Here is a 25,841-nt window from a genome sequence, read left to right as displayed (position 1 = left end):
GTCGACAAAGAGCAGCAGATCGTGGTACGGACCGGCCGTCACAGGGGCGGCTTCGTACCACGATCTGGCGGTTGTTGGGCCTGATCCCGAAGACCCGGCAGCGAAGGTCCCGGTCGGCCGACCACGACCTTGGGGTGAGCTTGCCGACCGCGGAGGGTGAGGCCGCGGGAGCGACGGTCCGGACCACCGCGGACATCGCGGTAGCCCGCCAGGGTTTCTAGTGGATCCGCGTGCCGACGACGGCGGTGGCGCCCAGGTCGTCGTCGGTGACCAGGCGCGGGGTGAGGCCGGCGGCGGCGAATGCCGCCATCGCGGCGGTGGCCTGGCGGTCGCTCGTCTCGATGAGCAGGTGGCCGCCGGGCGCCAGCCAGCCCGGGGCGGCGGCCGCGACGCGGCGCAGTACGTCCAGGCCGTCCCCGCCGCCGTCGAGCGCGACCCGGGGTTCGTGGTCGCGGGCCTCGGGTGGCATGTGGGCGAGTTCGGCGGTGGGGACGTAGGGGACGTTCGCCACCAGGACATCCACCCGGCCGCGCAGTGCCGTGGGGAGGGGCGCGTCAAGGTCGCCCTGGTAGGCGTGGCCGCCGGCGGGCGCGAGGTTGCGGCGCGCGCACCGTACCGCGGCGGGGTCGACGTCAGCGGCGTGGAGGGTGACCGGCCCGACGGCCGCGGCCACCGCGGCGGCCACAGCCCCGGAGCCACAGCAAAGGTCGACGACCGTGGGCGGGGACGGGCGGCCGGCCAGCAGGGTCACCGCCTCGTGTACCAGCAGCGCGGTCCGCTGGCGCGGGACGAACACACCGGGGTCGACCGCGATCCGCAGCCCGCAGAACTCCGCCCAGCCCAGCACGTACTCCAGGGGCTCGCCGGCCACCCGCCGCCCGACCAGCGCGGCGAGGTCGGCGGGGCCGTCCGCGCCGGCGGTGAGCAGGCGCGCCTCGTCCTCGGCGAAGACGCACCCGGCGGCGCGCAGCTCTTCCACGATCGACACGCGAGGCGATGCTACGCGCCCATGCCCGCCCACCCCACCGATTTCAGCGCTCGAGGATGCCCTCGGCGGCGAGGCGGTCGGCGATGTTGGCGAGCGCGAGCCGCAGCCGTGACTTGGCCGTACCCTCCGGGATGTTGAGCTCCAGCGCGACCTGCCGGTAGGTGTGCCCCGGTAGTACGCCAGCTGCACCGCCTGCCGTTGCAGGTCGGGCAGCGCCTGTACGGCCTCGCGCACCACCTTCGTCTCGGTGTGCCAGATGACCGACTCGTCGATGTCCGCGGACACGATCGCGGCGGCCGCCGAGGCACCGGCGACCGCGTGGTACCGCGCCCGCGCCTCCCGCCGCCGGGTCCAGTCGAGCGCGCGGCTGCGGGCGAGCATGCACAGCCAGGTGCGCAGCGCGCCACGCTCCGGGTCGTACGCCTCCGGGCGCTGCCACAGCCGCACGAACACGTCCTGCGTGATGTCCTCGGCCGCGGCCGCGTCGTCGGTGATCCGCAGCGCCAGCGTGTGGATCAGGCCGGACCACCGGTCGTACACCTCCGCGAGCGCGTCACCGTCGCCGGCGACGAGCCGCTCCCGCAGTCGTGCGTCGCCCTCGTCCGGCGGCACGCTCAGTCACACCCGAGCGTCGCGGCGACATGGAGGACCCGCGTCGACACCGCCGGGCTGCCGGCGGTGGTATGGGATAGCGAGTCGGCGCCGCGCCGGTTGGCGACGAGGCGGGTGAACTCGACAGCGTCCGCGTAGATGGTCGTATCATCGCCCCGTCCACAAGGGAGTGTCCACTCCCCACCGCCGGCGCCTTCGAGGACGAGCCGAACGGTGCCGACCTCGTCGCCCGAATCGCTGCCCCGCACCGCGCCGGGCAGGAGCGCGGCGGCCAGGTCGACGATCCGGCGCACCTGCTCCGGAGGGGGCGTCGTGGTGCCGCGCCCGACCGCGCTGCCGATGTCGTCGAGGTGCGTCCAGGTCTCGAACGCCCGCTGCACCAGCGCGTCGCGCAGCGGCCGCAGCGGCGGCGGCCCGGTGTGCGCGAGCCGGACCCGCTGGTCGAGGCCGCCCTGGTGACCCGCGAGGCCATCCACGATCACGCGGCTCTGCTCGCGCCAGGCGGCGTGCACCTCCGCCGGCGCACCCGAGGGCAGCGGCACGACCGAGAGGCCGAGGTCGGCGGCGAGCATCGCGTCATTGCCGGCCAGGTGGGCCACCACACCGCCGAGGGTCTCGTGCCGCGGGTCGGGCCGGGTCCAGTCGTCGGCCCGCACCGCGCCCAGGAGCCGGTCCAGCAGCGCGGCCTGCCCGCATACGCCCCCAGGAGCGTGCGCATCAGCGCCGCCGGGCGGGCCGCGTGGGCGCCCGCGAGCACGCGGTGACGCAGGGCGGGCGGCGCCGGGACCATCCGGTCGGCGGCCAGCCAGCTCGCCGCCGAACGCAGGCGCCGAGCCTCCGCGGCGCAGGTCGCGCATCCGCGGAGGTGCGCGTCAACCCTCGCCGCCTCGTCCGGGTCACAGGCGTCCAGGGCCCACGCACCGATCAGGTCGAGCACCTCGTCGTGTACATACATCGCGGTCACCGCCGTTGACGGTACCGCCGTCAGCCGGACCGGTCGAGAAGGGGATTGCCTGTGCTGGCCATACCAGCGAGCCCGGTGATCGGCTCGATTCCCGCCCGCGCGGGGGTGAGCTCCGCCAGCTGGGCGAGAGCGTCCAGGTGGCGCAGGGCCGACCTGCGCAGTGCCGCGCGCAGCGTCTCCTCGTCGGGCGCGACGATCCCGTACCGCGCCGGCAGCACCGGGCCGTACTGCCACAGGCAGTCGAGGACGAGTTGGTGCGCGAGCAGGTCGCGCGGGCGGGCCCGGAGCCAGCCGGGCGCGGCGGTGACGACACCGGCGGTCGCGCCGGCGTGTACCCGCCACAGTGCGGTGTCGGGACCGCCGAGGCCGACCAGGTCGGCCGGCTGGCCGGGGTGGTCCGCCGCCACCACCCCGAAGAGATACACGGCTACGCCGTTCACGCGATCAGTACGCACGCCGGCAGGCACTGGATCACTCGACTTGACACGGTGATCCAATGCGAGTACAAAACCATAAGGTTATGAAACTAAGAGGTTATGAATGGCAACCGATCTGCTGGACGCGACGTTCGCGGCGCTCGCCGACCCGACCCGGCGGGCGATCCTGACCCGCTTGGCGGCCGGGGAGGCGACGGTCACCGAGCTGGCCGCACCGTTCCACATGAGCCAGCCGGCGATCTCCAAGCACCTCAAGGTGCTGGAGCGCGCCGGGCTCGTCTCGCGAGGCCGGGACGCCCAGCGGCGGCCGTGCCGGCTGGAGGCCCGCCCGCTCAAGGACGCGGTCGACTGGCTGGAGGGCTACCGCGAATACTGGGAGGAGAGCTACCAGCGGCTGGACGCGCTGCTCACGCGGTTGCGGGAGAGCGAGGGAGGCGAGGGATGAGCGTCGTCGTCACCACGCCGTCCGGCCGGGAGATCGTGCTCACCCGCTCGTTCGACGCGCCGCCGCGGCTTGTCTTCGCCGCCTTCACCCGGCCCGACCTGCTCACCCGGTGGTATGGCGCACGCGGCTGGCACCTCGTCTCCTGCGCGCTCGACCTGCGGGTCGGCGGCGCGTACAGGTTCGTCTCGGACGGGCCGGGCGGCGAGCGGATGGCGCAGAGCGGCGTCTTCCAAGCGGTCGAGCCGCACAGCCGGCTGGTCCTCACCGAGGTCTTCGACGACCAGTCGTATCCCGGCGAGACAGTGATCACGCACGAGTTCGGCGAGCGGGCCGGCCGGACCGACCTGACCACCACAGTGCGGTACGCGACTCAGGAGGGGCGCGACCGCGTGCTCCGCTACCCGATGGCCCGTGGCCTCGGGGAGAGCCTCGACCGCCTCGACAAGGTACTCACGGAGGGAACGCAAAACATGAACTGGACTCTCGAGGTCGTCATCGTGCCGGTGTCCGATGTGGACCGGTCGAAGGCGTTCTATGCCGACCAGCTCGGCTTCAATGTGGACCACGACACGGTGATCAGCGACGACGTGCGGGTCGTGCAGCTGACCCCGCCCGGCTCCGGCTGCTCGATCGTCATCGGCAAGGGCGCGGTGCCGGACATGCCACCCGGCTCGCTGAAGGGCCTCCAGCTCGTCGTCGCCGACCTGCACAAGGCGCGCGCCCAGCTCGTCGAGCGGGGTGTGGAGGTCAGCGAGATCCAGGTGCTGGGGGAAAACCCGAGCGCCGTCGACAACCCGCTGGACAACGTCGGCTTCGTGCACTTCGCCGACCCGGACGGCAACGCCTGGGCGGTACAGCAGATCTCGGCCCGCGGCTGAGCCGACGCCCGCTGACGGGTAAGCCCTCCTCGGCATTCTGAAGTTGAGGAGGGCTTACGGCGGTCCCTGAGTGTTTGCGGGATGAACTCAGGTTGGCATCAGCTTACGCGTACCGATATCCGCGGCGGTGATTTCACACGGTGCGGAGGTCGAGCGTGTGCCAGGTCGTGTTCGTGCCGGCATTGGTGGCCCACCACAGCACGCCGGCCCGGTAGGACACCCGGCTCGCGGCGTCCGCGACGGCGACGAGCTGCCGGGTCTTCATGTCGTAGACCAGGAGCCGCTGGCCCCCGACCGCGGCGGCGATCGTGCTGGAGTCACCGGAGAGCACCTCGAACCGGTCCAGCACGGCCACGTCCCCGATCGCGGGGGTCGCCCCGTTGTCGGCGGCGGTCTGCCGGTCGCTGCCGTCCGGGCGCATCAGCTCGCTGCGCACCGGGGCGTCCCCGGACAGGACGAACAGCCGGCACCACGCCGGCCCGCACCGGTCCAGCGCGCGGTCCTCGACGGTGGTCGTGCGGCCGCTGTCCAGGTCGCGTATCCGCACCGGACCACGCTGGCCACCGCCGGAGCCGACCAGCCACGGCCAGCCGGCCAGCGTCCACGTACCCGGCTCGGTGTCCACCCGCACCGGCCCGCCGCCCAGCGGTACCGACCGCACCTGCGTGGCCGGGCTGGGGCCGGGCGCCGAGGCGGCCCAGTACACCCGGCCCGAGGCGACCACCAGGTCGTACTCGGAGTTCGCGAACGTCGCCCAGCCGGTGTCCGCGGTGACCAGGCGCGGTGCCCCGCCGGCCAGGTCCGCCCGCCACAGCTCGGTCTTCGGCGTGCCGTCCTTGGCGGTGACCGACTCCGCCCAGACCAGGTCGGCGCCGGCCCGGGTGAAGGCGGCATAGGACCGGCCCGCCCCGCCGGGGCCGCGCAGGACCCGTACCGCGCCGTCCGCCGACCGGAGCACGAGGCGCACCCCGCCGCCGCGCGGGTCGAGCGCCGGCCCGACCGACGCCCGCGCATCCAGGAAGAAGGCCGGACTGTACGCGGTACCGTCCGGCAGCGTGCCCGGCACGGACGCCAGCCGCACCTGGGGCCACGCCACCTCAGCAACCGCCGGCGGCGCCTCAGACACCCGCGTCCCCACCGGCACCTGGACCAGCAGCACCCCAGCCGCGCCAAGGGCCGCCAAAAGCCCGAGGACCCCACGCCCCTTCACGCCGCCAACCGTAACCGGGCAGTTGATCAGGGACTTCGTGGGCGTGTCGGGCGGCGTGTCTATCCACCAAGTCCCTGATCAACCCCCGAAGTGGTCAGCGGCCGAAACCCACCGTCAGGCCGCTCAGGAGTTGGCGGCGGCCTAGGGCGTAGAGGACGACTATCGGGAGGGTGGCTAGTACTACCGAGGCTAGGACGGCGGGGACGTTGACGCCGTATTCGCCCTGGAAGGTCCAGAGCGCTAGCGGGAGCGTGCGCTTTTCGGGGCTCTGGGTGAGGATCAGCGGCAGCAGGAAGCCGTTCCAGATCGTCAGTCCATTGTAGATGGATACGGTGACGAGGGCGGGCCGGGTCAGCGGGAAGGCGAGGCTCCACAGCGTCCGCCACTCGGTCGCGCCGTCCATCCGCATCGACTCGAAGAGCTCTTTCGGTACGTCGCGGATGAAGTTGGCCAATACCAGCACGGACAGCGGCACCGCGAACGCGATCGACGGCAGGATGATGGCGGCGAGGGTGTCGTACATCTGTAGCCGGATGATGATGAGATAGACCGGGATGATGGTGGCCTGGAGCGGGATCGCCAGCCCCATCAGGAAGAGCACGTTGACCCCGCGCAGAAACCGGCTGCCAGCCCCGCCGCGCACGATGGCATAGGCGGCCATGAACGAGACGAGTACCGCGGGGAGCACCGAGCCGAGCGTGACCACCACGCTGTTGAAGAAATAGCGGGCGAAGTCCGACTCGATGACCGACCTGTAGTTTTCCAGCGTCGGGTTGGTCGGCGGCGCGAGCGGGTTTTCCTGGTAGTAGACCGCGCGCGACTTGAGGCTGGTGATGACGATCCAGTAGATCGGCACCACCACGATCACGAGCCACAGCCAGCCGGCCAGCCCGCCCAGCCAGTTGTACCGCAAGAGACCGCGGCCCCGCGCCGGCCCCTGCCCGGGCGGCGCCTCGACCTCGACGTCGCTCCCGGTCGACAGCGTCGTCGCCATCTCACATACCTTCCATCTGGCTGGTGCTCGCGTCGCGGCCGCCGAGCCGGCGCAGCAGCAACGCCAGCGCGAGGCCGACGAGGACGAGGATGACGGCGATCGCGCTGGCCGGGCCCATCAGGTAGGCCTGGAAACCGCGCTTGTACATGTCCAGGGCGAGCACGCGGGTGGCGTCGGCGGGGCCGCCCTCGGTGAGTACGAAGATCAGGTCGAAGAACGTCAGCGAGCCGACCACCATCAGCGTCGACGACGTGATGATCGTGTACTTGAGCTGGGGAGCGTGATGCTGAAGAACTGCCGGAGCCGCCCGGCCCCGTCGATCTGCGCCGCCTCGTAGAGCGCCACCGGGATCTGCCGTACCCCGCCCTGGTAGATGAGCGCGTGGAACGGGATGAACTGCCAGGACACCACGAACACCACCACGCCGAGCGCGAGGGTGCCGTGCCCCAGCCAGTCCTGTACCAGGAACGGGATGCCGAGCCCGGCGCCGACGCCGAAGTTGGGGTCGAGCAGCGCCTTGAACGTGATGGCGAGCGCCGCCGAGCTGAGCAGCAGCGGGATGAAGTACAGCACGGCGAGGACCTCGCGGTACCGCTGGCGGCCGGCGAGGAACACCCCGATCAGCAGGCTCGCCGGCGTCTGGAAGGCCCAGGAGAGCGCCATCACCAGGAACGTCACCCATAGCGCGTGTGGCAGCCCGGGGTCGGTCAGCACCGCCCGCCAGCTCTCGAAGCCGGCGGGATGGATGTCGCCGATCCCGTCCCACTCGGTGAAGCTCAGCGCCAGCACGCCGAACAGCGGGACAAGGCCGAACAAGGCGAAGATGGCGAGCGCTGGCAACGCCATCCACGCGACCGAGCCGCCCCGCCCGCCGGCCGGGTTGGTCGTTGGCCGGACCTGGACAGCGGGCGGAGCGAGCCCCGTCATTTCCCGATGACCTGGTTCATGTTGTCCACGTACTGCTGCGGGCTGATCGAGAGCTGGAAGAGCTTGGCGATGTTGTCCAGCAGCGCCTCCGCGGCGGTCGGGCTCAGCGCCTGGTCCCAGGACTGCGCGAAGACCTTCGCGTTGCTCGCCGTCTGGTAGATGAACTCGAGGAACTCCGGGTCCTTGGCAGAGGCGATCTTGCCTTCGCTGCCCTTGACGATCGGTACGCCGCCGGTGTTGAGCCACTCGCCGACCTCGGTGTCGTCGAGCACGGCGGTGGAGAAGAACTTCTTCGCGGTCTCCTTCTGCTCGGCGGTGGCCTTCGAGGAGATCGACAGGTACTGCGCGGGGTTGCCGACCGTGTTGGTGGGGTCGCCCTTGCCGCCGTCGACGGGCGGGAAGTTCATGTACCCGAGGTTGCCGCCGGAGACGAAGTCGCCGCCCTCCTGCTCCATCGACCCGTACGTCCACGTGCCGTGCACCATCATCGCGGCCTTGCCTGTGGTGAGCAGCGCCTGGTCGGCGTTGGCGTCGGCGACGACGGAGGAGAAGCCCTTGACGAAGCCGTTGGCCTTGACGAGGTCCTGCACCTTCGTGAGCGCGTCCAGGGAGGCCGGGTTCGACCACGCGTCCTTCTCGCCGTCGAATACCGCCTGGAACACCTCCGAGCCGCCGATCCGGTCGAAGAGGAACTCCAACCACATCATGTTCGTCCAGCGCGACTGCCCGGCGAGCGAGAACGGCGCGATGCCCTTGGCGTTGAACTTGGGCACGAGGTCCATGATGTCGCCCCACGACTGCGGCGGCTCGGCGCCGATCCTGTCGAACGCGCGCTTGTCGTAGAACAGCACGATCGGCTCGACCGTCTCGCACGGCATCGCGTAGATCTTGCCGTTTACCGTCGCGGCGCCGAACGACGAGGGGAACAGCCGGTCCTTCACCGCGGCGTTCTGGGCGAACCAGTCGGTCAGGTCGTCCACCTGCCCGGCCTCGACCCAGCTCTTGAGGCCGCCGCCGCCCCAACCCCAGATGATGGTCGGTGCCTGGCCGGCGCCGAGGGCGGTCCGGATCTTCGTCTTGTACGCGTCGTTCTCGAAAGCGTTGTGCTTGATCTGGGTGTCGGGGTTTGCCTGGTTGAAGCGGTTGACGGTGTTGGTGCGGATCTGCTCGGCGGGCGGGGCGGTCAGGAACCAGTAGCTGGCCTCGCCACCGCTACCGCCCCCCTGACTCGGACCCGAACTTCCACATGCGGCGAGTGCCATCCCCGCGCCGGCGCCGGCCGCCAGGCCGAGAAAGCCCCGCCGGGACATCGAACTGTATGCCACGCTGACCTCCGTGGGTCGTCCCGCGGGTGGGCCGCGGGAAATCGATACCTCATGAGGTGTGCGGACGGACGGCGCGCTGAGCACGCGGCGGTCGGCGCCCGCACGGCTGCCAGGTTTTCAGAGCGGCTTTCGAAAACTTTACGTAAAGAGTGCCGTCAACATATGTACCCGAAGGCGAGCATGTCAACGGCGTCCGGCCGTGCTGTCGACCGTCAGTCGATGCGGCCGATCGGCTCGCGCTTCTCGGCCTGGAACACATCTTCCGTTCGGCCGCGCGCCCAGTAGCCGGAGATCGAGATCGATTCGCGGGGTACGCCCCGGTCGCGCAGCACGGCGCGCATCGCCTTCACCGACTCGCGCTCGCCGTGCGCGAAGACCTGTACCGCGTCGGTCGCCACCGGCCAGTCGCCGGCGTCGAGCGTCCGCGCCAGGAAGGCGGCGTCGTCGGGGTCGGGGTTGACCAGCCAGCGCACCGCGACCTGCTCGGGGCACTTCAGCTCCAGCACGTCGGCCGGGTCGGCGACCTCGATGTACGCGACGCCGGCCGCGTCACCGGGCCGTGCCTCCAGTGCCTCCAGCGACGCGGCGATCGCGGGCACGGCGGAGAGGTCGCCGGCGAAGACGTGCCAGGCGACCGAGGGGTCCGGCGAGTACCCACCGCCCGGACCGGAGAGCACGAGGCGGTCACCGGGCTTGGCGCCGGCGGCCCACACCGCGGCCACCCCGGTGTCGCCGTGGGTCACGAAGTCGATCGCCAGGCGCTGGGCCGTCTGGTCCACCCACCGGACGGTGTACGTGCGCACGACCGGCCGCTGCTCCACGGGCAGGGTCGCGCGCAGCTCGGCGAGGTCGTACGGCGGCTCGAGGCCGAGCGCGGGGTCGACGAAGAGCAGCTTGACGTACGCGTCGGTGTGCCCGTTGTCGGCGAACCCGGCCAGCGACTCGCCGCCGGCGACCACCCGGACCACGTGCGGTGTCAACCACTCGGTGGCCTGCACCGCGAGCACGTGCTGGGTCCGGCCCTGCCGCTGGGGCGTCGTCATGCCCCCATCCTTGCAGGCCGAACGATCAGGCCGGCCGCACCCCGACGGGAGCTGTCGCCCCGCGCTCGGCGGCGACGAGCTCCCGCGTCGCGGGCGCGACCTCGGCGGCGAAGAGCTCGATCGTGTACGGGTCGTCGGTGGCGAGGACGAAGCCGCTGATCCCGTACTCCAGGGTCAGCCCGGCCAGGTCCTCGGCCCACTGCTCGGCGGGGCCGTCGAGGAACGCGCGGCCGGTCGGGGCGAACTGGCCGCCGACGTTCAGCAGCCGCCGCACCTGGGCCGGATCGCGCCCGGCGCCCGCCGCGGCACCGTCGATGTGCCGGTTGAGCTCGGCCAGGTCCGCCGGCCCGCCGGGCAGGTAGGCGAGCGACGGCAGCCAACCGTCCGCCACGCGCCCGATCAGCCGCAGCATCCGTGGCTTGTACGCACCGACCCAGATCCCGATGTCGTGCGGCGGCTTGGGCCCCCGCTTGGCGCCGTGCACCCGGTAGTACTTGCCGTCCACGCGTACCGGACCGGGCCGGTCGGCGGCCCAGACCTCGCGGATGACGGTGATCGCCTCCTCCAGCGCCTCCACCGCCTGGCCGGGGGAGAGGCGCCGGCCGCCCATCGCCGCGATGGCGTCCCAGAAGCCGCCCGCGCCGATGCCCAGCTCCAGCCGGCCGCCGCTGAGCACGTCGAGGCTGGCGGCGCTGCGCGCGAGCACGGCCGGCTGCCGCAGCGGCAGGTTGAGCACGTTGCCGCTGACGTGGATCTGGCTGGTCCGGGACGCCGCGTACGACATCAGCGTCCACGTGTCGTGGAACCTCGGCTGGTACGGGTGGTCCTGGAACGTCACCAGGTCGAGCCCGGCCCGGTCGCTGACCACCGCGAGGTCGACGGCCTGCGTGGCGGGCTGGTTGACGGGCGTCACGAACGTGCCGAAGAGCAGGTCGTGTCCGTAGTCGGTGTCGGTCATGATTCCTCCCCACCCGTTAGCGGGCGGATGTTGAAGTTGTCGCGGAAGACGTTGTCGGGGTCGTAGCGCCCCTTCAGCTCGCGGAGGCGGCCCAGCGTCCGGGGCGGGAACGCGTCGGCGACCCGCTCGGGCCGCTGGTCGGTCTCGAAGCTCAGGTACAGGCCGTCGAAGTGCTCGCTCAGCCCGTCCCACAGCCGGTCCAGGCGCTCGCGGTCGACGCCCATCGCGACCACCGAGAAGCCGGCGTCGCGGTGCGCGTACGCCGTGGCGTCGGGGTCGACGTCGGCGACCGCGCCGCCGACCGTGCGCAGCTGGAAGAAGAACACGACGCCGCTGTGCAGCAGCCGCTCGGCCGCGTCGGCGAACTCCGGCGTGATCTCGCGGATGAACGCCGAGCGGGAGATCGGCTCGCCGCGCCCCTGGTGCTCGGCGTCGGGGGCCATGCCCATCACCGCCGCGTACGGCGCGATGACCACCTGCTGCTGGAACATCGGTGCCATCCGCGCGAACGGCTGGAGCTGGGCGATCACCGTGTCGGGGTCGCCGGAGTCGACCATCCCGTACAGCTGGGCGACGGCCGGCTGGCCCCGCCTCGGCGGGCCCATGACCAGGAACGCGGTCGTGTCGCGCGGCGCGCTGGAGGCCACCTCGCCGAAGCGGCGCAGGAACCCCGAGGTGTCGCTCGCGACGAACCCGAGCTGCGCCCAGCCGACCTCGCCGACCTCGTCCACCTCGAACTCGAACGAGGTGACGATGCCGAAGTTGGCGCCGGCGCCGCGGACCGCCCAGAAGAGGTCCGCGTTCTCGGTACCGCTGGCCCGGACGGTCGAGCCGTCGGCGAGCACCATCTCGACCGCGCGCAGGTGGTCGATGGTCAGGCCGTGCTTGCGCCCGAGGAAGCCGATGCCGCCGGCGGTGGCCAGGCCGCCCACGCCGACGCCGCCGTAATCGCCCGAGCTGAGCGCCCACCCGTACGGCTCAAGGGCCGCGGCGACCTGCTTCCACCGCGCGCCCGGCCCGATCCGTACCCGCCGGGTGGCCTCATCGAGCACCTCGACCCCGTCGAGGAAGCCGAGGTCGATGACGATGCCGCCGTCGTTGGTGGACCGGCCGCTGACGCCGTGGCCGCCGCTGCGCACACCCATCGGCAGGTCGGGGTGGCGGCGGGCGAACGCGAGCGCCTCGGCCACCTCGGCCGTGCTCCGCGGGCGCAGGACGATGCCGGGGTTGCCGCCGCGCAGGTAGTTGGAGCGCACGCGGGAGAAGTCGATGTCGCCGGGCTCGACGGCCAGCTCGGCCAGCGACCGCGGCACACCGTCGTAGTCGACGCCGTCCCGCCGCTTGGCACGCACCGCCGCACTCCGGAACGAGCCGGTGGGCAGCGGCGCGGGCAGCGCCCGGTCGACCGCCGCGCGCAACGCCGGCGCCACATCGCGGGCGAACCGCTCCAGCGTGGCCGCGTCGTCGGACATCAGGATGAACGTGCCGACGCCGTCTTCGACCACGAGCGGGAGCAGGTCGTCGACCCATGCCTCGGGCGGCCCCTGGAGGAAGCCCTGCCGCTGGTCGGTGAACGTACCGCCGATGTTGAGCATGCGGCGGATCTCCGCCGGGTCGCGGCCCGCCTCGGTGGCCGCCTCGTCAATGATCTTGTTGCCAGCGCGGAACTCGCCGGGCTTCAGATAGCCGGCGGTGACCATCCAGCCGTCCGCCTTGCGGCCGAGCAGGCGCAGCATGCGGCGCTTGTGGGCGCCCAGCCAGATCGGGATGTGGTGGCGCGGCAGCGGCCCGCGCTCGGCCCCGTCGAGCTTGTGGTGCTCGCCGTCGAAGCGCAGCGGGTCGGGCTCGCCCGCGTCGAGCAGGCCGCGGATGATGTCGATGGCCTCGCTGAGGGCGTCGACCGCCTCGCCGGGCTCCAGCCGGCGGCCGCCCATCGCCTCGATCGCGTCCCAGAAGGCACCCGCGCCGAGCGCGAGGTCGAACCGGCCGCCGGAGAGCAGGTCGAGGCTGGCTGCGGCGCGGGCGAGGACCGCCGGCTGGCGCAGTGGAACGTTGAGCACGTTGGCCGCGATGTGGATCCGCTCGGTCTGGCCGGCGACCCAGGACATCAGCGTCCAGGTGTCGTGGAACGCGGGCTGGTACGGATGGTCCTGGAAGGTGACCAGGTCGTAGCCGAGCTCCTCGCTGCGCCGGGCGAGCGCGACGGCGTCCTCCCCGGTGGGGGTGACGAAGGTCCCGAACTCGAGCGGATGACCGTAGTTCATCGGTTGGCTCCCCGGCCGTTCGATAAGTGGTGACACAGATCGTATGTCCCACAGATGATAGTCGCAACCACGCTTCGGTCGGTATGATTCCCGTCATGACGACCGAGCGACCCGCCTACGACGGCGACTTCGGGTGGCACCTGGGGGTGCTGCTCTCCGGGTACCACAATTCGGTGGTCACGGTCCTCGGCGACTTCCCGCACGGCCCGCGCGGCTACCAGACCCTCGCCGCCGTGGTCCGCGGCGACCAGCCGAGCCAGCTCGCGCTCGCCACCCACCTGGGCATCGACCGCACCGTGATGACCTACCTGATCGACGACCTGGTCAAGGCCGGCCTTGTCGAGCGGCAGCTCAACCCCGCCGACCGCCGCCAGCGCAAGATCGTCGCCACCGCCGAGGGGCTCGGCGTCCACACCGACCTGGAGCGGCGCGTCCGCGAGGCCGAGGACGCGCTGCTGGGCGCGCTGGAGCCGGTCGAGCGGCGGGCGCTGCGGCACCTGCTCCGGCGCGTCGCCTGCGACCTGCGCGACATCGAGCCGGCCGCCGACCCCTGCGAGGCCGTGGACGCCGTGCTCGGCGAGCGCGCGCGCACCTAGAGGTCTTGCGGGCTCGGGATCACATTCAATTTCTTAAGATCGGCATTTGCCCCGGTCCGCGTCACTTGTAGACCGTTAGCTCCCGCGGGCACCGCGCAGGTCGGCGGCTCGCTGGCGCTCGCCGAGATCCCCGACCCGCGCTGCCGGGTCCGCGGTTCAAGCCCACCCCCCCGGGGTTTCTCTTTCCGCGGCCTGTCGAGCTGGGCGCGTGGCCGCGCCCACCCGCAGACCCACGACGACCACCAGCTTGGCTTCGGGCGCGGACCCCGGCCGCCAGGGTGCTGGGCGCATCGATGCGCCCAGCTCGACAGCCCTTCGCACGCGACACCCCAGCAAACCGCGCTGGTGGCTTGGACCGCGGATCTGGCAGCAGACGTCGCGGTCGGCCGACCGCGACCCCGGGGTGAGCTTGCCAACCGCGAAGGGTGAGGCCGCGGGAGCGACGGTCCGGACCACGACGAACGTCGCGGTAGCTCAATCTCCTCGGTTTTAGATAGGTGGGATGTTGAGGTTGAGCCGGAACATGTTGTCCGGGTCGTAGGTCGCCTTGGCCTTGGCGAGCCGGGTGTAGTCGGCGGGCGTGAAGGCGAGCCGGACCCGCTCCGGATCGGCGTCCCGGGCACCGGAGAAGTTGTACGCGCTACCGCCCGTGGACCACGGCCGCATCGCCTCGTGCAGCCGGTCGTGCGCGCCGCGCACCGCGTCCTCCGCGCCGGGCCGGAGCAGGCCCGAGGCGAACAGCAGGTACGCCGCGTCGCGGCCACCGACCGCGCTGGGCACCTCCGGCGGTCGCCCGAACGCACCGCCGAGCTGGCGTAGCTCGACGACGAGCGGGGCGCCAGTGCCGGGCCCGACCTGCGCGAGGAGCGCGTCGACCGCGGCCGCGTCGAAGGTGCGCAGCGGCACGTTCGACCCATACGCCGGCATCGGGGCGGTGGGGTCGTTGGAGATCGAGGCCACCTCGGTGAACGGCAGCTCGCGCAGCGTGTCCAGGAACTGTGACCCGATGTCGCGCAGCGGGCGCACCAGCCGCTCGCCCTCCTCGGCCCCGCCTGTATACGCGAAGCGCACATTCGCCACATACCGCCCGCGGAGCGGCTCGGGGACCTGCGGAATCGGCGGGAAGTCGACCAGCGCCACCGAGGAGGACATCCCCTCCGGCGTGGTCGGCGCCCACTCGCGATACGCGTGCAGGACGTCGGCGGTCGCCTCGGCCGGGAAGAACAGCCCACCGCCGTAGAGCCGCGCGACCGGCACGAGGCCGAACTCCAGGCCCACGACGACGCCGAAGTTGCCCCCGCCGCCGCGGACCGCCCAGAACAGCTCCGGCTCGCTCTCGGCCGTCACCTCGCGCAGCTGCCCGTCGGCGGTGACCAGGTCGACGCGGCGCACCCGGTCGGCGGCGAAGCCATACGCCCGGCCGAGCGGCCCTATGCCACCGCCGAGCGTGTAGCCGACCACGCCGACGCTTGTGCTGGACCCGCTGAGCGGCGCGAGGCCGTGCGGCCCGGCCAGGGGAAGCACCTGCTCCCACCGCACGCCGCCGGCGACTCGGGCCAAACGCGCCGCGGGGTCGACCCGGGCGTCGCTCATCCGACGGGTGGTGACCAGCACCTGGCCGTCGGCGGGCACGGCCGGCCCGTGCCCGGTGGTCAGCACCCCCACGGAAAGGCCGCGGGCCGACGCGAACTCGACCGCGGCGATCACGTCGGCCGGCCCGGTCGCCGCCACGACAAGCTCCGGACGCTGCTCCACGGCGAGGTTGAAGCCCGCCCGCTCGGCGTCGTAGCCCTCGTCGCCCGGCCGGAACACCGGCCCCTCGAAAGATCCCATGCCAGCCACCGTAGGCGGCGGGTATGACCAAATTGGCTGGCCTCAGCCGGGTTGGCCGCCGGCCAGCAGGGTGCGGAGCTCGTCCCGGCTGCCGATGCCGAGCTTGTTGTACGCGCGGGCGAGGTTGTTGTTGACCGTGGCCAGGGCCAGCCCGAGCTGCTCGGCGATCTGGGCGCTGGTGTGCTCGGCGGCCAGCAGCAGGATCTGGCGTTCCCGCTGGGTGAGCCGGCCGGTGAACCTGTTGCGCCGCAGCAGCGGTGTGGCCGCGCCGGGGCAGCGCGCGGTGAGTTCGGCGGCGCTCGCGGTGGCCAGGTCGGCGTGCGCGGGCCGGCCGTGCCGGTGGTGCCGGTACGCCGCCGCCGTGTACACCTCGGCCGCGTGCAGGTCGTACCCGCGCTCCGCGAAGCCGTGTGCGGCGGCCTCCAGCCCGGTCGCGCCGTCCCGGGCGACCAGGGCCCGGGCCGCACCGGTGACGAGCCGGCCGGTGTCGTGGTCGATCGCGGCGAGCCGGTCGAGGTCCGGCCGGCCGCCGAGCCGGGCGACGTCGTACAGGGCAAGCGCTTCGACGGCGGGCATGCCGCACTCGCGCGCCAGGTCCGCGGCCCGGACGGCGGCGCCGGTCGCGGCCGGCAGGTCACCGGCGGCGTAGCTGGTCCACGCGCGCCAGGTCTCGACCCACGGCGCGAAGAGCCGGTTGGTGGGGTGGGCGAGCGCGTCCGCCTCGGCCAGGTGCCGGGTGGCGGCGGCCCGGTCGCCGCCGAGCGCCTTCGCCGCGGCGCGGGCGGCGAGGGCGCAGCGGTGCAGCCGAAACGTGTTGTCCGCCGCGAAGTCGGGCTGCGCCTCGGCGAGCAGCCGCTCCGCGGCGTCGAGGTGCCCGCGGGCGAGCGCGACGAGGCCGCCGTAGAGGGCCCAGCCGCTGACCATCATCGCCGCGCCACCGCCGAGCGCCTGGCGGTAGCCCTCCGCGGTCAGTGCCTCCGCCGCCCTGGGCGAGCCGCCGGCGAGATGGGCCAGGCAGGCGCCGATGCGCACCTCGACCGGGCCCCACGGCACCGTTGCGGTGTGCGCCGCCGCCACCGTGGCGCCCCGCCCGGCGATCGCCTCGGCGTCGGCACCACGCCCCAGGAAACCGGCGGCGGCCGCGCCGGCCGTGGTGGCCCAGATGATCGCCCGCGGCTCGGCGTCCGGGCCGCCCAGCACGCCGGCGGCGGTGCGCGCGGCCTCGGCGCAGCGGCCGTCGAAGCAGAGCAGCCAGGAGCGGGACGCCTCCGCCGTCGGGTGCCCGCCGGCCGCGTCCAATGTGGCCAGTGCGCCGTCGATGTCGCCGCTGCTCCAGTACAGGGCGTCCGCCCGGGTGATCGCCCACTCGACCCGGTCGGCGGCCGGCCCCGGCTCCGGCGCGGTCAGCAGCCGCGCCGCGTCGGCCGCCTGACCGCGGAAGGCGAGGATCTCGGCGAGCAGCCGGTCCGCCTCGTCGCCGGGCGCGGCGCTCCGGGCGGCGCGGGCCAGCCGCTCGGCCAGCGCGAGATCCTCGTGCCCGATCGCTTTGCGGGCACCCTCCCGGACGATGTCGGCCCGGCTCACCGCCCCGGCCTCGACCTGCCAGAGCGCGGCCCGCAGCGGGTCCTCCCGCCGGCGCAGCGGGGTGCCCAGCAGCGCACCGGCAAGCTCGCCGTAGACCACCGCGGCCCGGGACGGGCTCGTCGTGGCGCGCAGCACCTCGCCGTAGAGAGGGTGGCCGAGCCGGGCCTGCGCGCGGGCGCCGGAGCGCCCGGCGACGATCAGGCCGGCGTCCTCCGCGGCGATCGCGGCGTCCGGCCCGGCCAGCCGTTCGAGCATGGACACCGGCAGCGGCTCACCGCAGGCGACAAGCTCGACGGCGTGGCGGGTACCGGGGTCGAGCGCGGACAGCCGGGACATGATCAGGTCGGTGAGGCCGCCGGGCCGGGCCCCGCGCAGCAGCTCGTACAGGGCGAGCGGGTTGCCCTGGGCCACCCTGTGCAGCCGGCGCCGCTCGCGGGCGTCCAGCCCGGCCGGGCGCTCGTGCGCGATCAGCCGGTCGATGGCGGTGGCCGGCAGCGGCGGCAGGTCGATCCGCTGCGCGCCCGCGTCCTCGCCGAGCCGCCCGAGGACGTCGGCGAGCGGCTCGCCGGACCGTACCGTCATGATCACGAAGCCGAGGCGGTGGGCGGCCAGGTGCGCGACGACCGTGGCCGACCCCTCGTCGAGCAGGTGCGCGTCGTCGACGACCACCACCACCCCACCCCGGCCGCCCCAGCCGCCGGCCTGCCGGGCCGCGGCGAGGATCGTGTTGAGCGGCCCGGTCGCTGGCTCGTCCTCCGGCAGCGACGGGGCGAGCGCGCCGAACGGGAACGCGGCCCCCGCCCGGGTCGCGCCGATCCAGGCCGTGCGCGCCTCGGAAAGCGCGCCGGCGGCCTCCCGGGCGAGGCGGGTCTTGCCCATGCCGGCCGGCGCGGTGACCGTCACGGCATTCACATCGGAGCCGCGGAACGCCGACACGATGGCGGCCAGCTCCCCCTCGCGCCCCTCGAACGGCCACATTCGCATTGGTCCCCCGGATCCTCCGCGTTTGTCGTCTCACCGCGGAATGTAGGGGACCAGGGCAATCAGGACTCGCCCCTAGGGGTCAGCCGGTGGCGACGAACGCGGGGTTGGCCATGAGGAACTGGGGGAGCGTGCCGTCGCGTACCGACGTGAGCATCCGCATGGTCTCCGGGGTCAGCGTCTCGTACGCCTGCCCGCCGATCGTCTCCGAGGCGAACTCCCCGGCGTTGGTCCGGACCATCACGAGGTCGTTGGCGGCGAGCCGGCGGAACGTGAAGAGGAAGTCGTCGATCGGCACGCCCTGCGTGTCCAGGATGAACGCCTTGCCGGCCGCCTCGATCACGCGGTTGAGCTTGCCCGGGTCGGTGAGCATCCCCGTGCTGGTGGTCTCCTTGGCGATCGCCTTGAGCAGCTGCTGCTGGTGGCGCTGGCGGCCGTAGTCGCCGTCCGGCAGGCTCTTGCGGATCCGGGCGTAGTCCAGCGCCTCGATCGCGGACATCCGCCGGCAGCCCTTCTCGTGGACGAGCGGCTTGGCGCCGTCGGGCAGCCCCTGGATGCCCACGCCCTCCTTGTACCAGCCGCGCACGAGCTTGCCGTCCTTCGTCACGCCGATGTGGATGGACTCGGCCCGGGTGTCGACGCACATGTCCACGCCGCCGAGCTCGGTCACGACCGACTCGAAGCCGCGGAAGTCGATGATCGCGGCGCCGTTGAACGTGATGCCGGTGAGGTCGTTGATCGTCTTGGCCAGCAGGTCGAAGCCGCGCGCCCGCTTCTGTAGCTCGCTGCCGGGTCCCTCGTACCCCGCGGAGAACGCGGCGTTGACCTTCGCGGTGCCGCCGCCGTAGCCGTTCTTCGCGTACGGCGGGATCTCCACCCGGGTGTCCCTCGGCACGGAGACGAGGTACGCCTGGTCGTGGCTGGCCGGGATGTGCAGGATGATGATCGTGTCCGAGCGGGCGCCCTCCTCGTCGCTGCCCTCCCGCTCGTCCAGCCCGACGAGCAGCAGGTTGACCGGCCCGTCGATGTTGTTGCCCCGCTCCGCGGCCGCGGCCCCGGCCGCGCCGTCGATCAGCGTGGTCTGGGTGATGTCCGAGGTGACCTGGGAGATCAGCAGCCGGGAGCCGACGATCACGGTGCCGCTCGTGACGACCAGCACCACGCCCACGATGACCGCGAGTTTCGCCCACAATGGGTCTTTTCGCCGCTTTCGTATGGCGTCCGACATGGTGGTGGGCTCCGATCAGGGTGGCGTACTCCGCCAGCGAAGCTACGTCCGCTCCCTGAAGGATCGCTGAGAAACGCTTACCCAGCTAGCAGTATCCCTAAATCATCCACTGTGGACGGGCGCGTCGGTCACCTCGGCGGCGGTACGGCGTGGGGTGGGCCAGGCCGGCTGGCCGTACCCGACGCGCAGCACCATCTGCGGGCTGCCGAAGCGGCGCAGCGCCGTCCGCAGCCGTTCGCGGGCGGCGGCCACCTCGATCGGCTGGGAGAGCATCGACGTGGCGAGCCCGGCGTCGGTGGCGGTGAGCAGTACCCGCGCAAGCACCTGCCCGGCGGTGATCCGGTCCACGGCGGTGTCGCCCGCGGCGCCGAGCACGGCGACCAGCGGCTCGGGTTCGAAGTCCCGCCCGGGTGCCCGGGTGCGGTCGCCGAACGGCCGCTGCGGCAGCAGGTCCTGCGGCTCGGCGACCGGGCCGCCGGCCCGCGCGGGCACGCCGTCCGGGGCCGGACCGTGCCGGGTCCAGGCGGCGATCTCGGCGCGGTAGTCCGGGTCGCGTTCCAGGACGCGGCTGGCGCCGCGGGCGAGTTCGCCGAAGGCCGTGACCGCGGCGGTGCCCACCACCAGCTCCAGCCAGCCGCCTTCGGCGCGGGCCGCCTGCACGAGCCGCCAGCGGATCTCCCCGGGTACCGGATCGGGGAAGAACGGCAACCGGCTGCTGTGCCGCCGGGGTACCGCGGCGAGCAGATCACGCTCGACCGGGGTGGCCGGGCGCGGCCGGTCCGGCTCCAGCCGGGCGACCACGTCCGGATCGTCCGGGTACGGGCAGAGCCGTACCCGCGGCGGTGTCCCCTCGGCGGCGAGCGCCAGCCGCAGGTTGAAGACGGCCGCCCCGCAGGCGAGGTGGGCGGCCCAGTCGCCGAGGTCGCCGTGGCCCGCGACCGGAAGCGGCCGGCGGCGGTCCACCCGGACCTCGATGCCGCCGTCGCGCAGCCGGAAGCGCCACGGCTGGCTGTTGTGCATGGACGGCGCCCGGATGGCCGCCGCGACCGCGACGGCCAGGGCTTCGGGGGTGTAGCCGGTGGTGGTCATGGCGCCAAATGTGCGCCCGGGAGGGCGGTTGGTTGCAGGGCCAGAGGTCCCGACCTGGCCTGCGGTGCGGGACTTTCGGCCCGGGACCCCCTGCTGCCCGGCCCTGTGACAACGGGTCACCACATCGGTAGAAAGGAGAGGTGATCAGAGTCTTCCTCCTTGACGACCACGAGGTGGTCCGGCGTGGCTTGGCCGAGTTGTTGCAGGCCGAGGGTGATATCGAGGTGGTGGGGGAGTCGGGTTCGGCGCTGGAGGCGGCGCGGCGGATCCCGGCGGTACGGCCGGACGTGGCGATCCTGGACGGGCGGCTGCCAGATGGCAGCGGTATTGACGTGTGCCGGGACGTGCGCGCCGTCGACTCCTCGATCAAGGGGCTGATCCTGACGTCGTATGAGGACGACGAGGCGCTGTTCGCGGCGATCATGGCGGGCGCGGCCGGGTACGTGCTGAAGCAGATCCGCGGCACCGACCTTGTGGACGCGGTGCGGCGGGTCGCGGCCGGTCAGTCGTTGCTGGACCCGGCGGTGACCGCGCGGGTGCTGGAGCGGATCCGGCACGGGGTCGAGGAGCCGCGCGAGCTGAAGTCGCTGACCGAGCAGGAGCGGCGGATCCTTGGGTACATCGCGGAGGGGTTGACCAACCGGGAGATCGCCGGGCGGATGTTCCTGGCCGAGAAGACCGTGAAGAACTACGTGTCCAGCCTGCTGGCCAAGCTCGGCCTCGAGCGGCGTACCCAGGCCGCGGTGCTCGCCACCCGCCTGCTCAGGTAGGTACCCGCCACACGACCTCGGTGCCGGTCGGGTCGGCGGGCCGCACGGTGAAGTCGCCGCCGTACCGCTGCGCCCGCTCCCGGAGGTTGACCAGGCCACCGCGCGGCTCGCTGTCGCCGGTGCCCACGCCGTCGTCGGTCACGGTGACCGTGACCTGCCCGTTCGCGGCCGCCACACCGACCAGGACCGTGGTGGCGCGGGCGTGCCGGGCGGTGTTGGACAGCGCCTCCCGGATCACCGCGAGCAGATCCGGGCGGATCTCGTCCGGTACCGCGCTGTCGATCGGCCCGTCCAGGCGCAGCACGGGCCGGAAGCCCAGGGACTGCGCGGCCTCGGCGACAAGGTCGCGGATCTCGGTGCGCAGGGCCGCGACCGCGGGGGTACGGAGCTCGAAGATCGCGGTACGGATGTCCCGGATCGTGGTGTCCAGGTCGTCGACCGCGCCGCTGATCCGCTGCGTCAGGTCCGGGCGGCTGGCCAGCTGCGCCGCGGTCTGTAGCTGGAGGCCGGTGGCGAAGAGCCGCTGGATGACCACGTCGTGCAGGTCGCGGGCGATCCGCTCGCGGTCTTCGAGCACGAGCAGCTGCTCGCGCTCGTCCTGGGCTCGGGCGCGTTCGAGGGCGAGGGCGGCCTGCCCGGCGAACGTGTGCAGCATCGGCAGGTCCTCCGGCCGGCTCGCGGTACCGGCGGGATGGGCGACGACGAGCACGCCGTGCAGGGTGTCCGCGGCGGCGAGCGGGGTGATCAGCGCCGGGCCGGTACTGACCGGGGCCGGCCAGGGAGCCGCCTTGCCGAGATCGTCGACGACCACGTGTTCGGCGCCGGTGACGGCCTGCGCGAAGGCGGTGCCGGCCAGCGGGACGACCGCGCCGGCCAGGTCGGGCGCGGGCCCGTCGACCACCTCGACGGTGAGCCGGCCGGTCTCCTCGTCGGCGAGCAGCACAAGTACAAGCTGCGCCTCGGCGACCTCGCGCGCGCGGCGGGCGACAAGGTGCAGGGCGTTCGTGCGGTCGACCTGGCCGAGCAGGACGGTGGTGATCTCGGCGGTGGCGGCCAGCCAGCGTTCACGGCGGTGTGCGATGGCGTAGAGGCGGGCGTTTTCGATCGCGACGGCGGCCGCGGCCGCGAGGGCGACGGCGATCTCCTCGTCGTCCTGGGTGAACTCGGCGGCGTCGTGCTTTTCGGCCAGGTAGAGATTGCCGAAGACCTGGTCGCGGATGAGGATCGGGGTGCCCAGGAAGCTGTGCATCGGCGGGTGGTACGACGGGAAGCCGTACGACCGGGGGTGTTTGGTGATGTCCGGCAGCCGCAGCGGGCGCGGGTCCTCGATCAGCAGGCCAAGCACACCACGCCCGTGCGGCAGGTCACCGATCCGCGCGTGCAGCTCGGGCGGTATCCCGTGGGTGATGAACTCCACCAGCGTCCGGTCCGGGCCGACCACACCAAGTGCGCCGTAACGGGCGCCGACCACCGCGCAGGCCGCCTCGACGATGCGGGTCAGCACGCCGCGCAGCTCCAGGCCGCTACCGATGGTCACCACCGCGTCGAGCAGGGAGCGCAGCCGCTCCCGGCTGGCGACCACCTCACCGACCCGGTCGAGCAGCTCCTGGAGCAGCTCGTCCAGCCGCACCCGGGACAGCGGGCTCAATCCCAACGTCGGCGACGCCCAAGCGTCCTCTTCCAGGCCGGACACGCCCGCATCCTATCCACGAGCGACCTCGACGGTCTCGCTCGCGGGCAGCCGAGGGGTGGGCGGCGGCCCGGCCGCGTCCGGGTCGGCGGTGCCCAGGCGGAGCACCAGGTACGGGTAGCCGACCCCCGAGATCACGTTTCGCAGGGCGGTGCGGATGGCGGGCAGCTCGACGACCGAGCTGTACGGCAGCACGGCGATCCCCGCCTCGGTGGCCGCGAGCCAGCCGGCGGAGAGCGCCTCGCCTGCGCGCAGCCAGTCGGCGGGCTCGTCACCCGGCCCGTACAGCACGGCATAGACGGCTGCCTCGTCGTGCCCGTCGCCGATCGCGAGCGTGCCGGCGTGCGCGAAGTCGCGGCCAGGGACGGTCGTCTCCGGCGCGCGGTCCGGGATCGCCGCGTCGGGTACGCCGGTGCCGCCCGGCCGGTCGCCGCCGGTCCAGGAGGCCAGCTCGGCCCGCTGGGCGTCGTCGCCGGTCTCGACCCGGTCGGCCCGCGACGCGGCGGCCGCGAGGTCGAGGACCTGGTCGCGGGTGAGCACGTGCAGGTGGATCCCGTACTCGGCGACGGCCGCCGCGACCGGTGCCGGGTCCGCCGGTACCTCGCTGACCGGCCGGCGGTCGGTGTGCCGCAGCCGTACCGCCTGGAAGCGCCGCATCGCCGCGCCGGTGACCTCGGTCCGGCCGGCCAGCGTGACACGGGCCAGGTGCTCGGCGTCGGCCGGGTCCGGCAGACGGGACACGGCGGCCGTCCAGCCCTCGGCGGCCAGCGCCACGACCGCGTGGTGCAGGGCGGCGCCGCAGCTGAGCGTGAGCAGCCGCCCGTCCGGGTCGCCGGCGAGCAGCTGCCGGTCGCGCACCGCGAACAGGTCGAGCGCGTCCGGCTCGACCCGCCACCGCCACGGCTGCGTGTTGTGTACCGACGGCGCGTGCCGAGCGGCCACCGCCGCCTCGGCGAGTGCCGCCCGTGCCGTACGTTCCCTCGTGCTCATCTCCCGACCTCCCAGACCCGTGACTCGCCTTGAGCCTGCCCGGGGTGCGGGAGCGGCGCGTAGGGCCAGGGCGTCCCTAGCCGGCGGGACCTTCGACCCCCGCCGGCCTTGCGCCGGTCTCGCGGATCTTTTTGTGCGCGGCGCGAAGACCGGCCTTGCGCCGGTCTGGCGGATCTTTTTTGTGCGCGGCGCGAAGATCCGCCAGGCAGGCCCTAGGCGGGCGCGGCCCGGCCGATTGCGAGCAGGGCGATGTCGTCGCCGGGCCGCTCCTCGGCGAGGCTGGCCATCACGGTGGCGCAGACCTGCTCGGCGGGGCCGGTCGTGACCGCCGCGCGGAGCCGTTCGATACCCACGTCGATCACCTCGTCGCGGCGTTCGATCAGGCCGTCGGTGTAGCAGACAAGCACCGCCCCGGGAGGAAAGGGCAAATCGGTGTGGCGGCGCCGCTGCGGCCGGCCGCCGAGACCGAGCGGGAGGTCGACCGGCGCCTCCGCGATCACCGCAGGCTGGCCCGGTGCGGCGAGGACCGGGCGGAGGTGGCCGGCGAGCGAGATCCGGATCGTCTGCCGGTCGGGGGAGACCATCGCGTACAGCACGGTGGCGAGGTTGCCCGCCTCGAAGTGGTGCATCTTGCGGTCGAGCAGCGTCAGCGCCTCGGCCGGGTCGTCGCAGACAAGGCTGTACGCCCGGAGCGCGCTGCGCAGCCGGCCCATCACGACCGCCGAGCGCAGGCCGTGCCCGGAGACGTCGCCGATTACCACGCCGAGCCAGCCGCTGGGCAGGGCGAAAACGTCGTACCAGTCGCCGCCCACGCCCGCGTCGTGGCCGGGCACGTACCGGGCGGCGATGTCGACGCCGGGTGCCTCGGGCGGCCGGGCCGGGAGCAGGCTGCGCTGCAACGCGAGCGCGGCGGTGCGGTCGATGCTGCTCGCCCGCACCTGCGCGGCGGCGGTGGCCCGGTCGGCGGCGAGCTGGAGCAGTTGGACGTCGTCCGAGGTGAAGCGGCGCGGGCGCCGGCAGCCGACGTGCAGCACGCCGATCACCTCGCCGCCGGCGAACAGCGGCACGCCCAGCAGCGAGCGGATGCCCGCTTCCAGCAGCAGCGGGTTGACCACATCGCCGGGGCGGACGTCGTCCAGCGTCACGGGCCGCTTCTCGGCGGCGATCCGGCCGGCGAACCCACGGCCGACGGAGAGCCGGAACCCCTCCCGGACCTCTTTCTCCAGCCCTTTGGCCGCGGTCGCCACGAGCTGCTGGGCGTGCGTGTCGAGCAGCAGGAGCGCGGCGGTGTCGGTACGCAGGACATCGCGTACCCGATCGAGCAGCTCGTCCAGCATGTCCTCGGGGTCGAGCTGCGACAGGGAGGTGTCGGTGAGCGCCTCGATACGGCGCAGCCGCTCGTCGCTCCCGTCGTCGACCCCCTGAATCACGGGCAGAAGCGTAGCCCCCGTACCGGTATGGCGCCTGGTCACCACACCTTCGCCCGGAAAGACGGGTTTGGTTTCGTGTAGCTGGGTACATTCCCCCGTGTAGTGATCCATGTCATGGCGAAGGGGACGCGGGGAAGGAGTGGCGGCTGTGGTCGGGCGTTGGCCAGACGGTCACCTGGCCCCACAGGTGCGGCCACTGCTCCTCCACGTCCCGATCGCCACCGGGCGCCTGCCGGCCATCCGCCTCCAGGTGGAGATCATCGCCCGCGACTGCGGCCTCTCCGCGGAGCGGGCCAGCGACTGGGTCACCGCGGTCAACGAGCTTTTGGCGAACGCCGTACGACACGGCGGCGGCAGCGGTGAGCTGCGGATCTGGCGCAACGGCGACCTCTTCTGTGAGGTGCGGGACGCCGGCCCGGGTTTCGCCCCCACGCCGTACCTCGATCGGCCCGATCGGCCCGTCCCATCGAGCGACGGCGGGATGGGGCTGTGGATCGCCCGGCAGCTGAGCGACGGCATGGAGATCGACAGCGGCCCTTCAGGCACGGTGGTGCGGATCAGCGCGCGGATGGACGGCGTCGCATAATTCGCCCCGTACCGGGCAA

General features: G+C 73.0%; 23 protein-coding genes and 2 pseudogenes. 6 read left to right on the top strand and 19 right to left on the bottom strand.

What is annotated here, in order from left to right; genetic code table 11:
• Positions 1-217: 217 nt before the first annotated feature.
• From Pflav_RS48805 to Pflav_RS18275, 4 genes and pseudogenes are all read right to left on the bottom strand, one after another.
• Positions 218-1,600, bottom strand: a complete 1,383-nt coding sequence (locus Pflav_RS48805; RefSeq protein ID WP_197938621.1) for a putative protein N(5)-glutamine methyltransferase — start codon at positions 1,598-1,600, stop codon at positions 218-220.
• 2 nt (positions 1,601-1,602) lie between these two features.
• A complete protein-coding gene (locus tag Pflav_RS45785) occupies positions 1,603-2,256 on the bottom strand; it encodes a hypothetical protein (protein ID WP_232071584.1) in 654 nt (217 codons plus the stop codon).
• 197 nt (positions 2,257-2,453) lie between these two features.
• Positions 2,454-2,555, bottom strand: a pseudogene (locus Pflav_RS48800) (zf-HC2 domain-containing protein); the annotation flags it as partial.
• A 29-nt stretch (positions 2,556-2,584) separates the two neighbouring features.
• The gene (locus Pflav_RS18275) at positions 2,585-3,004 is read right to left on the bottom strand and encodes a GvpL/GvpF family gas vesicle protein (protein ID WP_197938620.1); all 420 of its coding nucleotides are present in this window, start codon (positions 3,002-3,004) and stop codon (positions 2,585-2,587) included.
• A 100-nt stretch (positions 3,005-3,104) separates the two neighbouring features.
• On the opposite strand from Pflav_RS18275, the gene Pflav_RS18270 reads away from it, so the two are divergent.
• The 3 genes and pseudogenes from Pflav_RS18270 to Pflav_RS18260 all read left to right on the top strand — a co-directional run bounded on the left by Pflav_RS18270 (position 3,105) and on the right by Pflav_RS18260 (position 4,324).
• Positions 3,105-3,446, top strand: coding sequence for an ArsR/SmtB family transcription factor (locus Pflav_RS18270; RefSeq protein WP_173037229.1), 342 nt, complete (start codon positions 3,105-3,107; stop codon positions 3,444-3,446).
• Positions 3,443-3,898 (top strand): annotated as a pseudogene (locus Pflav_RS18265) (SRPBCC family protein); the annotation flags it as partial. The gene Pflav_RS18270 and the pseudogene Pflav_RS18265, both read left to right, overlap by 4 nt.
• Positions 3,899-3,916: 18 nt before the next feature.
• A complete protein-coding gene (locus tag Pflav_RS18260) occupies positions 3,917-4,324 on the top strand; it encodes a VOC family protein (protein ID WP_173042504.1) in 408 nt (135 codons plus the stop codon).
• Between the two features lie 133 nt (positions 4,325-4,457).
• Here Pflav_RS18260 and Pflav_RS18255 read toward each other — a convergent pair whose 3' ends face one another.
• The 8 genes from Pflav_RS18255 to Pflav_RS18225 all read right to left on the bottom strand — a co-directional run bounded on the left by Pflav_RS18255 (position 4,458) and on the right by Pflav_RS18225 (position 13,045).
• Positions 4,458-5,534, bottom strand: coding sequence for a hypothetical protein (locus Pflav_RS18255; RefSeq protein WP_173037228.1), 1,077 nt, complete (start codon positions 5,532-5,534; stop codon positions 4,458-4,460).
• A 94-nt stretch (positions 5,535-5,628) separates the two neighbouring features.
• Positions 5,629-6,528 carry a carbohydrate ABC transporter permease gene (locus tag Pflav_RS18250; protein ID WP_173037227.1) on the bottom strand — a complete coding sequence of 300 codons (900 nt, stop codon included), beginning with the start codon at positions 6,526-6,528 and terminating at the stop codon, positions 5,629-5,631.
• A gap of 1 nt (position 6,529) precedes the next feature.
• Positions 6,530-6,763: a hypothetical protein gene (locus Pflav_RS45780; protein ID WP_232071582.1), complete on the bottom strand. Its 234-nt coding sequence runs from the start codon at positions 6,761-6,763 to the stop codon at positions 6,530-6,532.
• Between the two features lie 2 nt (positions 6,764-6,765).
• Positions 6,766-7,455, bottom strand: a complete 690-nt coding sequence (locus tag Pflav_RS18245; protein ID WP_232071580.1) for a carbohydrate ABC transporter permease — start codon at positions 7,453-7,455, stop codon at positions 6,766-6,768.
• A complete protein-coding gene (locus Pflav_RS18240; protein ID WP_232071578.1) occupies positions 7,452-8,780 on the bottom strand; it encodes an extracellular solute-binding protein in 1,329 nt (442 codons plus the stop codon). The genes Pflav_RS18245 and Pflav_RS18240 overlap by 4 nt, the downstream gene beginning before the upstream one ends.
• Before the next feature lie 212 nt (positions 8,781-8,992).
• Positions 8,993-9,823 (bottom strand): siderophore-interacting protein, encoded by an 831-nt coding sequence (locus Pflav_RS18235; RefSeq protein WP_173037226.1) that lies wholly within the window; start codon positions 9,821-9,823, stop codon positions 8,993-8,995.
• A gap of 25 nt (positions 9,824-9,848) precedes the next feature.
• Positions 9,849-10,781, bottom strand: coding sequence for an LLM class flavin-dependent oxidoreductase (locus Pflav_RS18230; protein ID WP_173037225.1), 933 nt, complete (start codon positions 10,779-10,781; stop codon positions 9,849-9,851).
• Positions 10,778-13,045: an LLM class flavin-dependent oxidoreductase gene (locus Pflav_RS18225; RefSeq protein ID WP_173037224.1), complete on the bottom strand. Its 2,268-nt coding sequence runs from the start codon at positions 13,043-13,045 to the stop codon at positions 10,778-10,780. Before Pflav_RS18225 ends, Pflav_RS18230 begins: the two co-directional genes overlap by 4 nt.
• 95 nt (positions 13,046-13,140) lie before the next feature.
• On the opposite strand from Pflav_RS18225, the gene Pflav_RS18220 reads away from it, so the two are divergent.
• Positions 13,141-13,641 carry a MarR family winged helix-turn-helix transcriptional regulator gene (locus Pflav_RS18220; protein WP_173037223.1) on the top strand — a complete coding sequence of 167 codons (501 nt, stop codon included), beginning with the start codon at positions 13,141-13,143 and terminating at the stop codon, positions 13,639-13,641.
• A 489-nt stretch (positions 13,642-14,130) separates the two neighbouring features.
• Here the strand turns inward: Pflav_RS18220 and Pflav_RS18215 are convergent, their stop codons facing one another.
• From Pflav_RS18215 to Pflav_RS18200, 4 genes are all read right to left on the bottom strand, one after another.
• The gene (locus Pflav_RS18215; protein ID WP_173037222.1) at positions 14,131-15,474 is read right to left on the bottom strand and encodes an FAD-binding oxidoreductase; all 1,344 of its coding nucleotides are present in this window, start codon (positions 15,472-15,474) and stop codon (positions 14,131-14,133) included.
• A 42-nt stretch (positions 15,475-15,516) separates the two neighbouring features.
• Positions 15,517-18,042 carry an AAA family ATPase gene (locus Pflav_RS18210; protein ID WP_173037221.1) on the bottom strand — a complete coding sequence of 842 codons (2,526 nt, stop codon included), beginning with the start codon at positions 18,040-18,042 and terminating at the stop codon, positions 15,517-15,519.
• Positions 18,043-18,121: 79 nt separating this feature from the next.
• Positions 18,122-19,231, bottom strand: a complete 1,110-nt coding sequence (locus Pflav_RS18205; RefSeq protein ID WP_173037220.1) for an LCP family protein — start codon at positions 19,229-19,231, stop codon at positions 18,122-18,124.
• A gap of 138 nt (positions 19,232-19,369) precedes the next feature.
• The gene (locus tag Pflav_RS18200; protein WP_173037219.1) at positions 19,370-20,356 is read right to left on the bottom strand and encodes an Acg family FMN-binding oxidoreductase; all 987 of its coding nucleotides are present in this window, start codon (positions 20,354-20,356) and stop codon (positions 19,370-19,372) included.
• A 140-nt stretch (positions 20,357-20,496) separates the two neighbouring features.
• Between Pflav_RS18200 and Pflav_RS18195 the strand changes: the two genes are divergently transcribed.
• Positions 20,497-21,126 (top strand): response regulator, encoded by a 630-nt coding sequence (locus tag Pflav_RS18195; RefSeq protein ID WP_173037218.1) that lies wholly within the window; start codon positions 20,497-20,499, stop codon positions 21,124-21,126.
• Here Pflav_RS18195 and Pflav_RS18190 read toward each other — a convergent pair.
• The 3 genes from Pflav_RS18190 to Pflav_RS18180 all read right to left on the bottom strand — a co-directional run bounded on the left by Pflav_RS18190 (position 21,119) and on the right by Pflav_RS18180 (position 25,236).
• Positions 21,119-22,774, bottom strand: a complete 1,656-nt coding sequence (locus Pflav_RS18190) for a GAF domain-containing sensor histidine kinase (protein ID WP_173042502.1) — start codon at positions 22,772-22,774, stop codon at positions 21,119-21,121. The two genes, Pflav_RS18195 and Pflav_RS18190, sit on opposite strands and share 8 nt — an antisense overlap.
• Before the next feature lie 54 nt (positions 22,775-22,828).
• A complete protein-coding gene (locus Pflav_RS18185) occupies positions 22,829-23,806 on the bottom strand; it encodes an Acg family FMN-binding oxidoreductase (protein ID WP_173037217.1) in 978 nt (325 codons plus the stop codon).
• Positions 23,807-24,018: 212 nt separating this feature from the next.
• Complete coding sequence (locus Pflav_RS18180) at positions 24,019-25,236, bottom strand: PP2C family protein-serine/threonine phosphatase (protein ID WP_197938619.1); 1,218 nt, start codon at positions 25,234-25,236, stop codon at positions 24,019-24,021.
• Between the two features lie 148 nt (positions 25,237-25,384).
• Here Pflav_RS18180 and Pflav_RS18175 point away from each other — a divergent pair, with 148 nt between their 5' ends.
• A complete protein-coding gene (locus tag Pflav_RS18175) occupies positions 25,385-25,822 on the top strand; it encodes an ATP-binding protein (protein WP_173037215.1) in 438 nt (145 codons plus the stop codon).
• Positions 25,823-25,841: the final 19 nt, after the last annotated feature.

The organism is Phytohabitans flavus, assembly GCF_011764545.1.
GTDB lineage: Bacteria > Actinomycetota > Actinomycetes > Mycobacteriales > Micromonosporaceae > Phytohabitans > Phytohabitans flavus.
Note: the sequence above shows the minus strand (reverse complement) of the source record. Positions and strands in the feature narration are given on the sequence as shown.

Bases quoted from the DNA above. Each gene is read 5' to 3' on its own strand.
- Pflav_RS18270 (WP_173037229.1), top strand. From the start codon at position 3,105: ATGGCAACCGATCTGCTGGACGCGACGTTCGCGGCGCTCGCCGACCCG.
- Pflav_RS18260 (WP_173042504.1), top strand. From the start codon at position 3,917: ATGAACTGGACTCTCGAGGTCGTCATCGTGCCGGTGTCCGATGTGGAC.
- Pflav_RS18250 (WP_173037227.1), bottom strand. From the start codon at position 6,528: ATGGCGACGACGCTGTCGACCGGGAGCGACGTCGAGGTCGAGGCGCCG.
- Pflav_RS18245 (WP_232071580.1), bottom strand. From the start codon at position 7,455: ATGACGGGGCTCGCTCCGCCCGCTGTCCAGGTCCGGCCAACGACCAAC.
- Pflav_RS18235 (WP_173037226.1), bottom strand. From the start codon at position 9,823: ATGACGACGCCCCAGCGGCAGGGCCGGACCCAGCACGTGCTCGCGGTG.
- Pflav_RS18230 (WP_173037225.1), bottom strand. From the start codon at position 10,781: ATGACCGACACCGACTACGGACACGACCTGCTCTTCGGCACGTTCGTG.
- Pflav_RS18225 (WP_173037224.1), bottom strand. From the start codon at position 13,045: ATGAACTACGGTCATCCGCTCGAGTTCGGGACCTTCGTCACCCCCACC.
- Pflav_RS18220 (WP_173037223.1), top strand. From the start codon at position 13,141: ATGACGACCGAGCGACCCGCCTACGACGGCGACTTCGGGTGGCACCTG.
- Pflav_RS18215 (WP_173037222.1), bottom strand. From the start codon at position 15,474: ATGGGATCTTTCGAGGGGCCGGTGTTCCGGCCGGGCGACGAGGGCTAC.
- Pflav_RS18210 (WP_173037221.1), bottom strand. From the start codon at position 18,042: ATGCGAATGTGGCCGTTCGAGGGGCGCGAGGGGGAGCTGGCCGCCATC.
- Pflav_RS18200 (WP_173037219.1), bottom strand. From the start codon at position 20,356: ATGACCACCACCGGCTACACCCCCGAAGCCCTGGCCGTCGCGGTCGCG.
- Pflav_RS18185 (WP_173037217.1), bottom strand. From the start codon at position 23,806: ATGAGCACGAGGGAACGTACGGCACGGGCGGCACTCGCCGAGGCGGCG.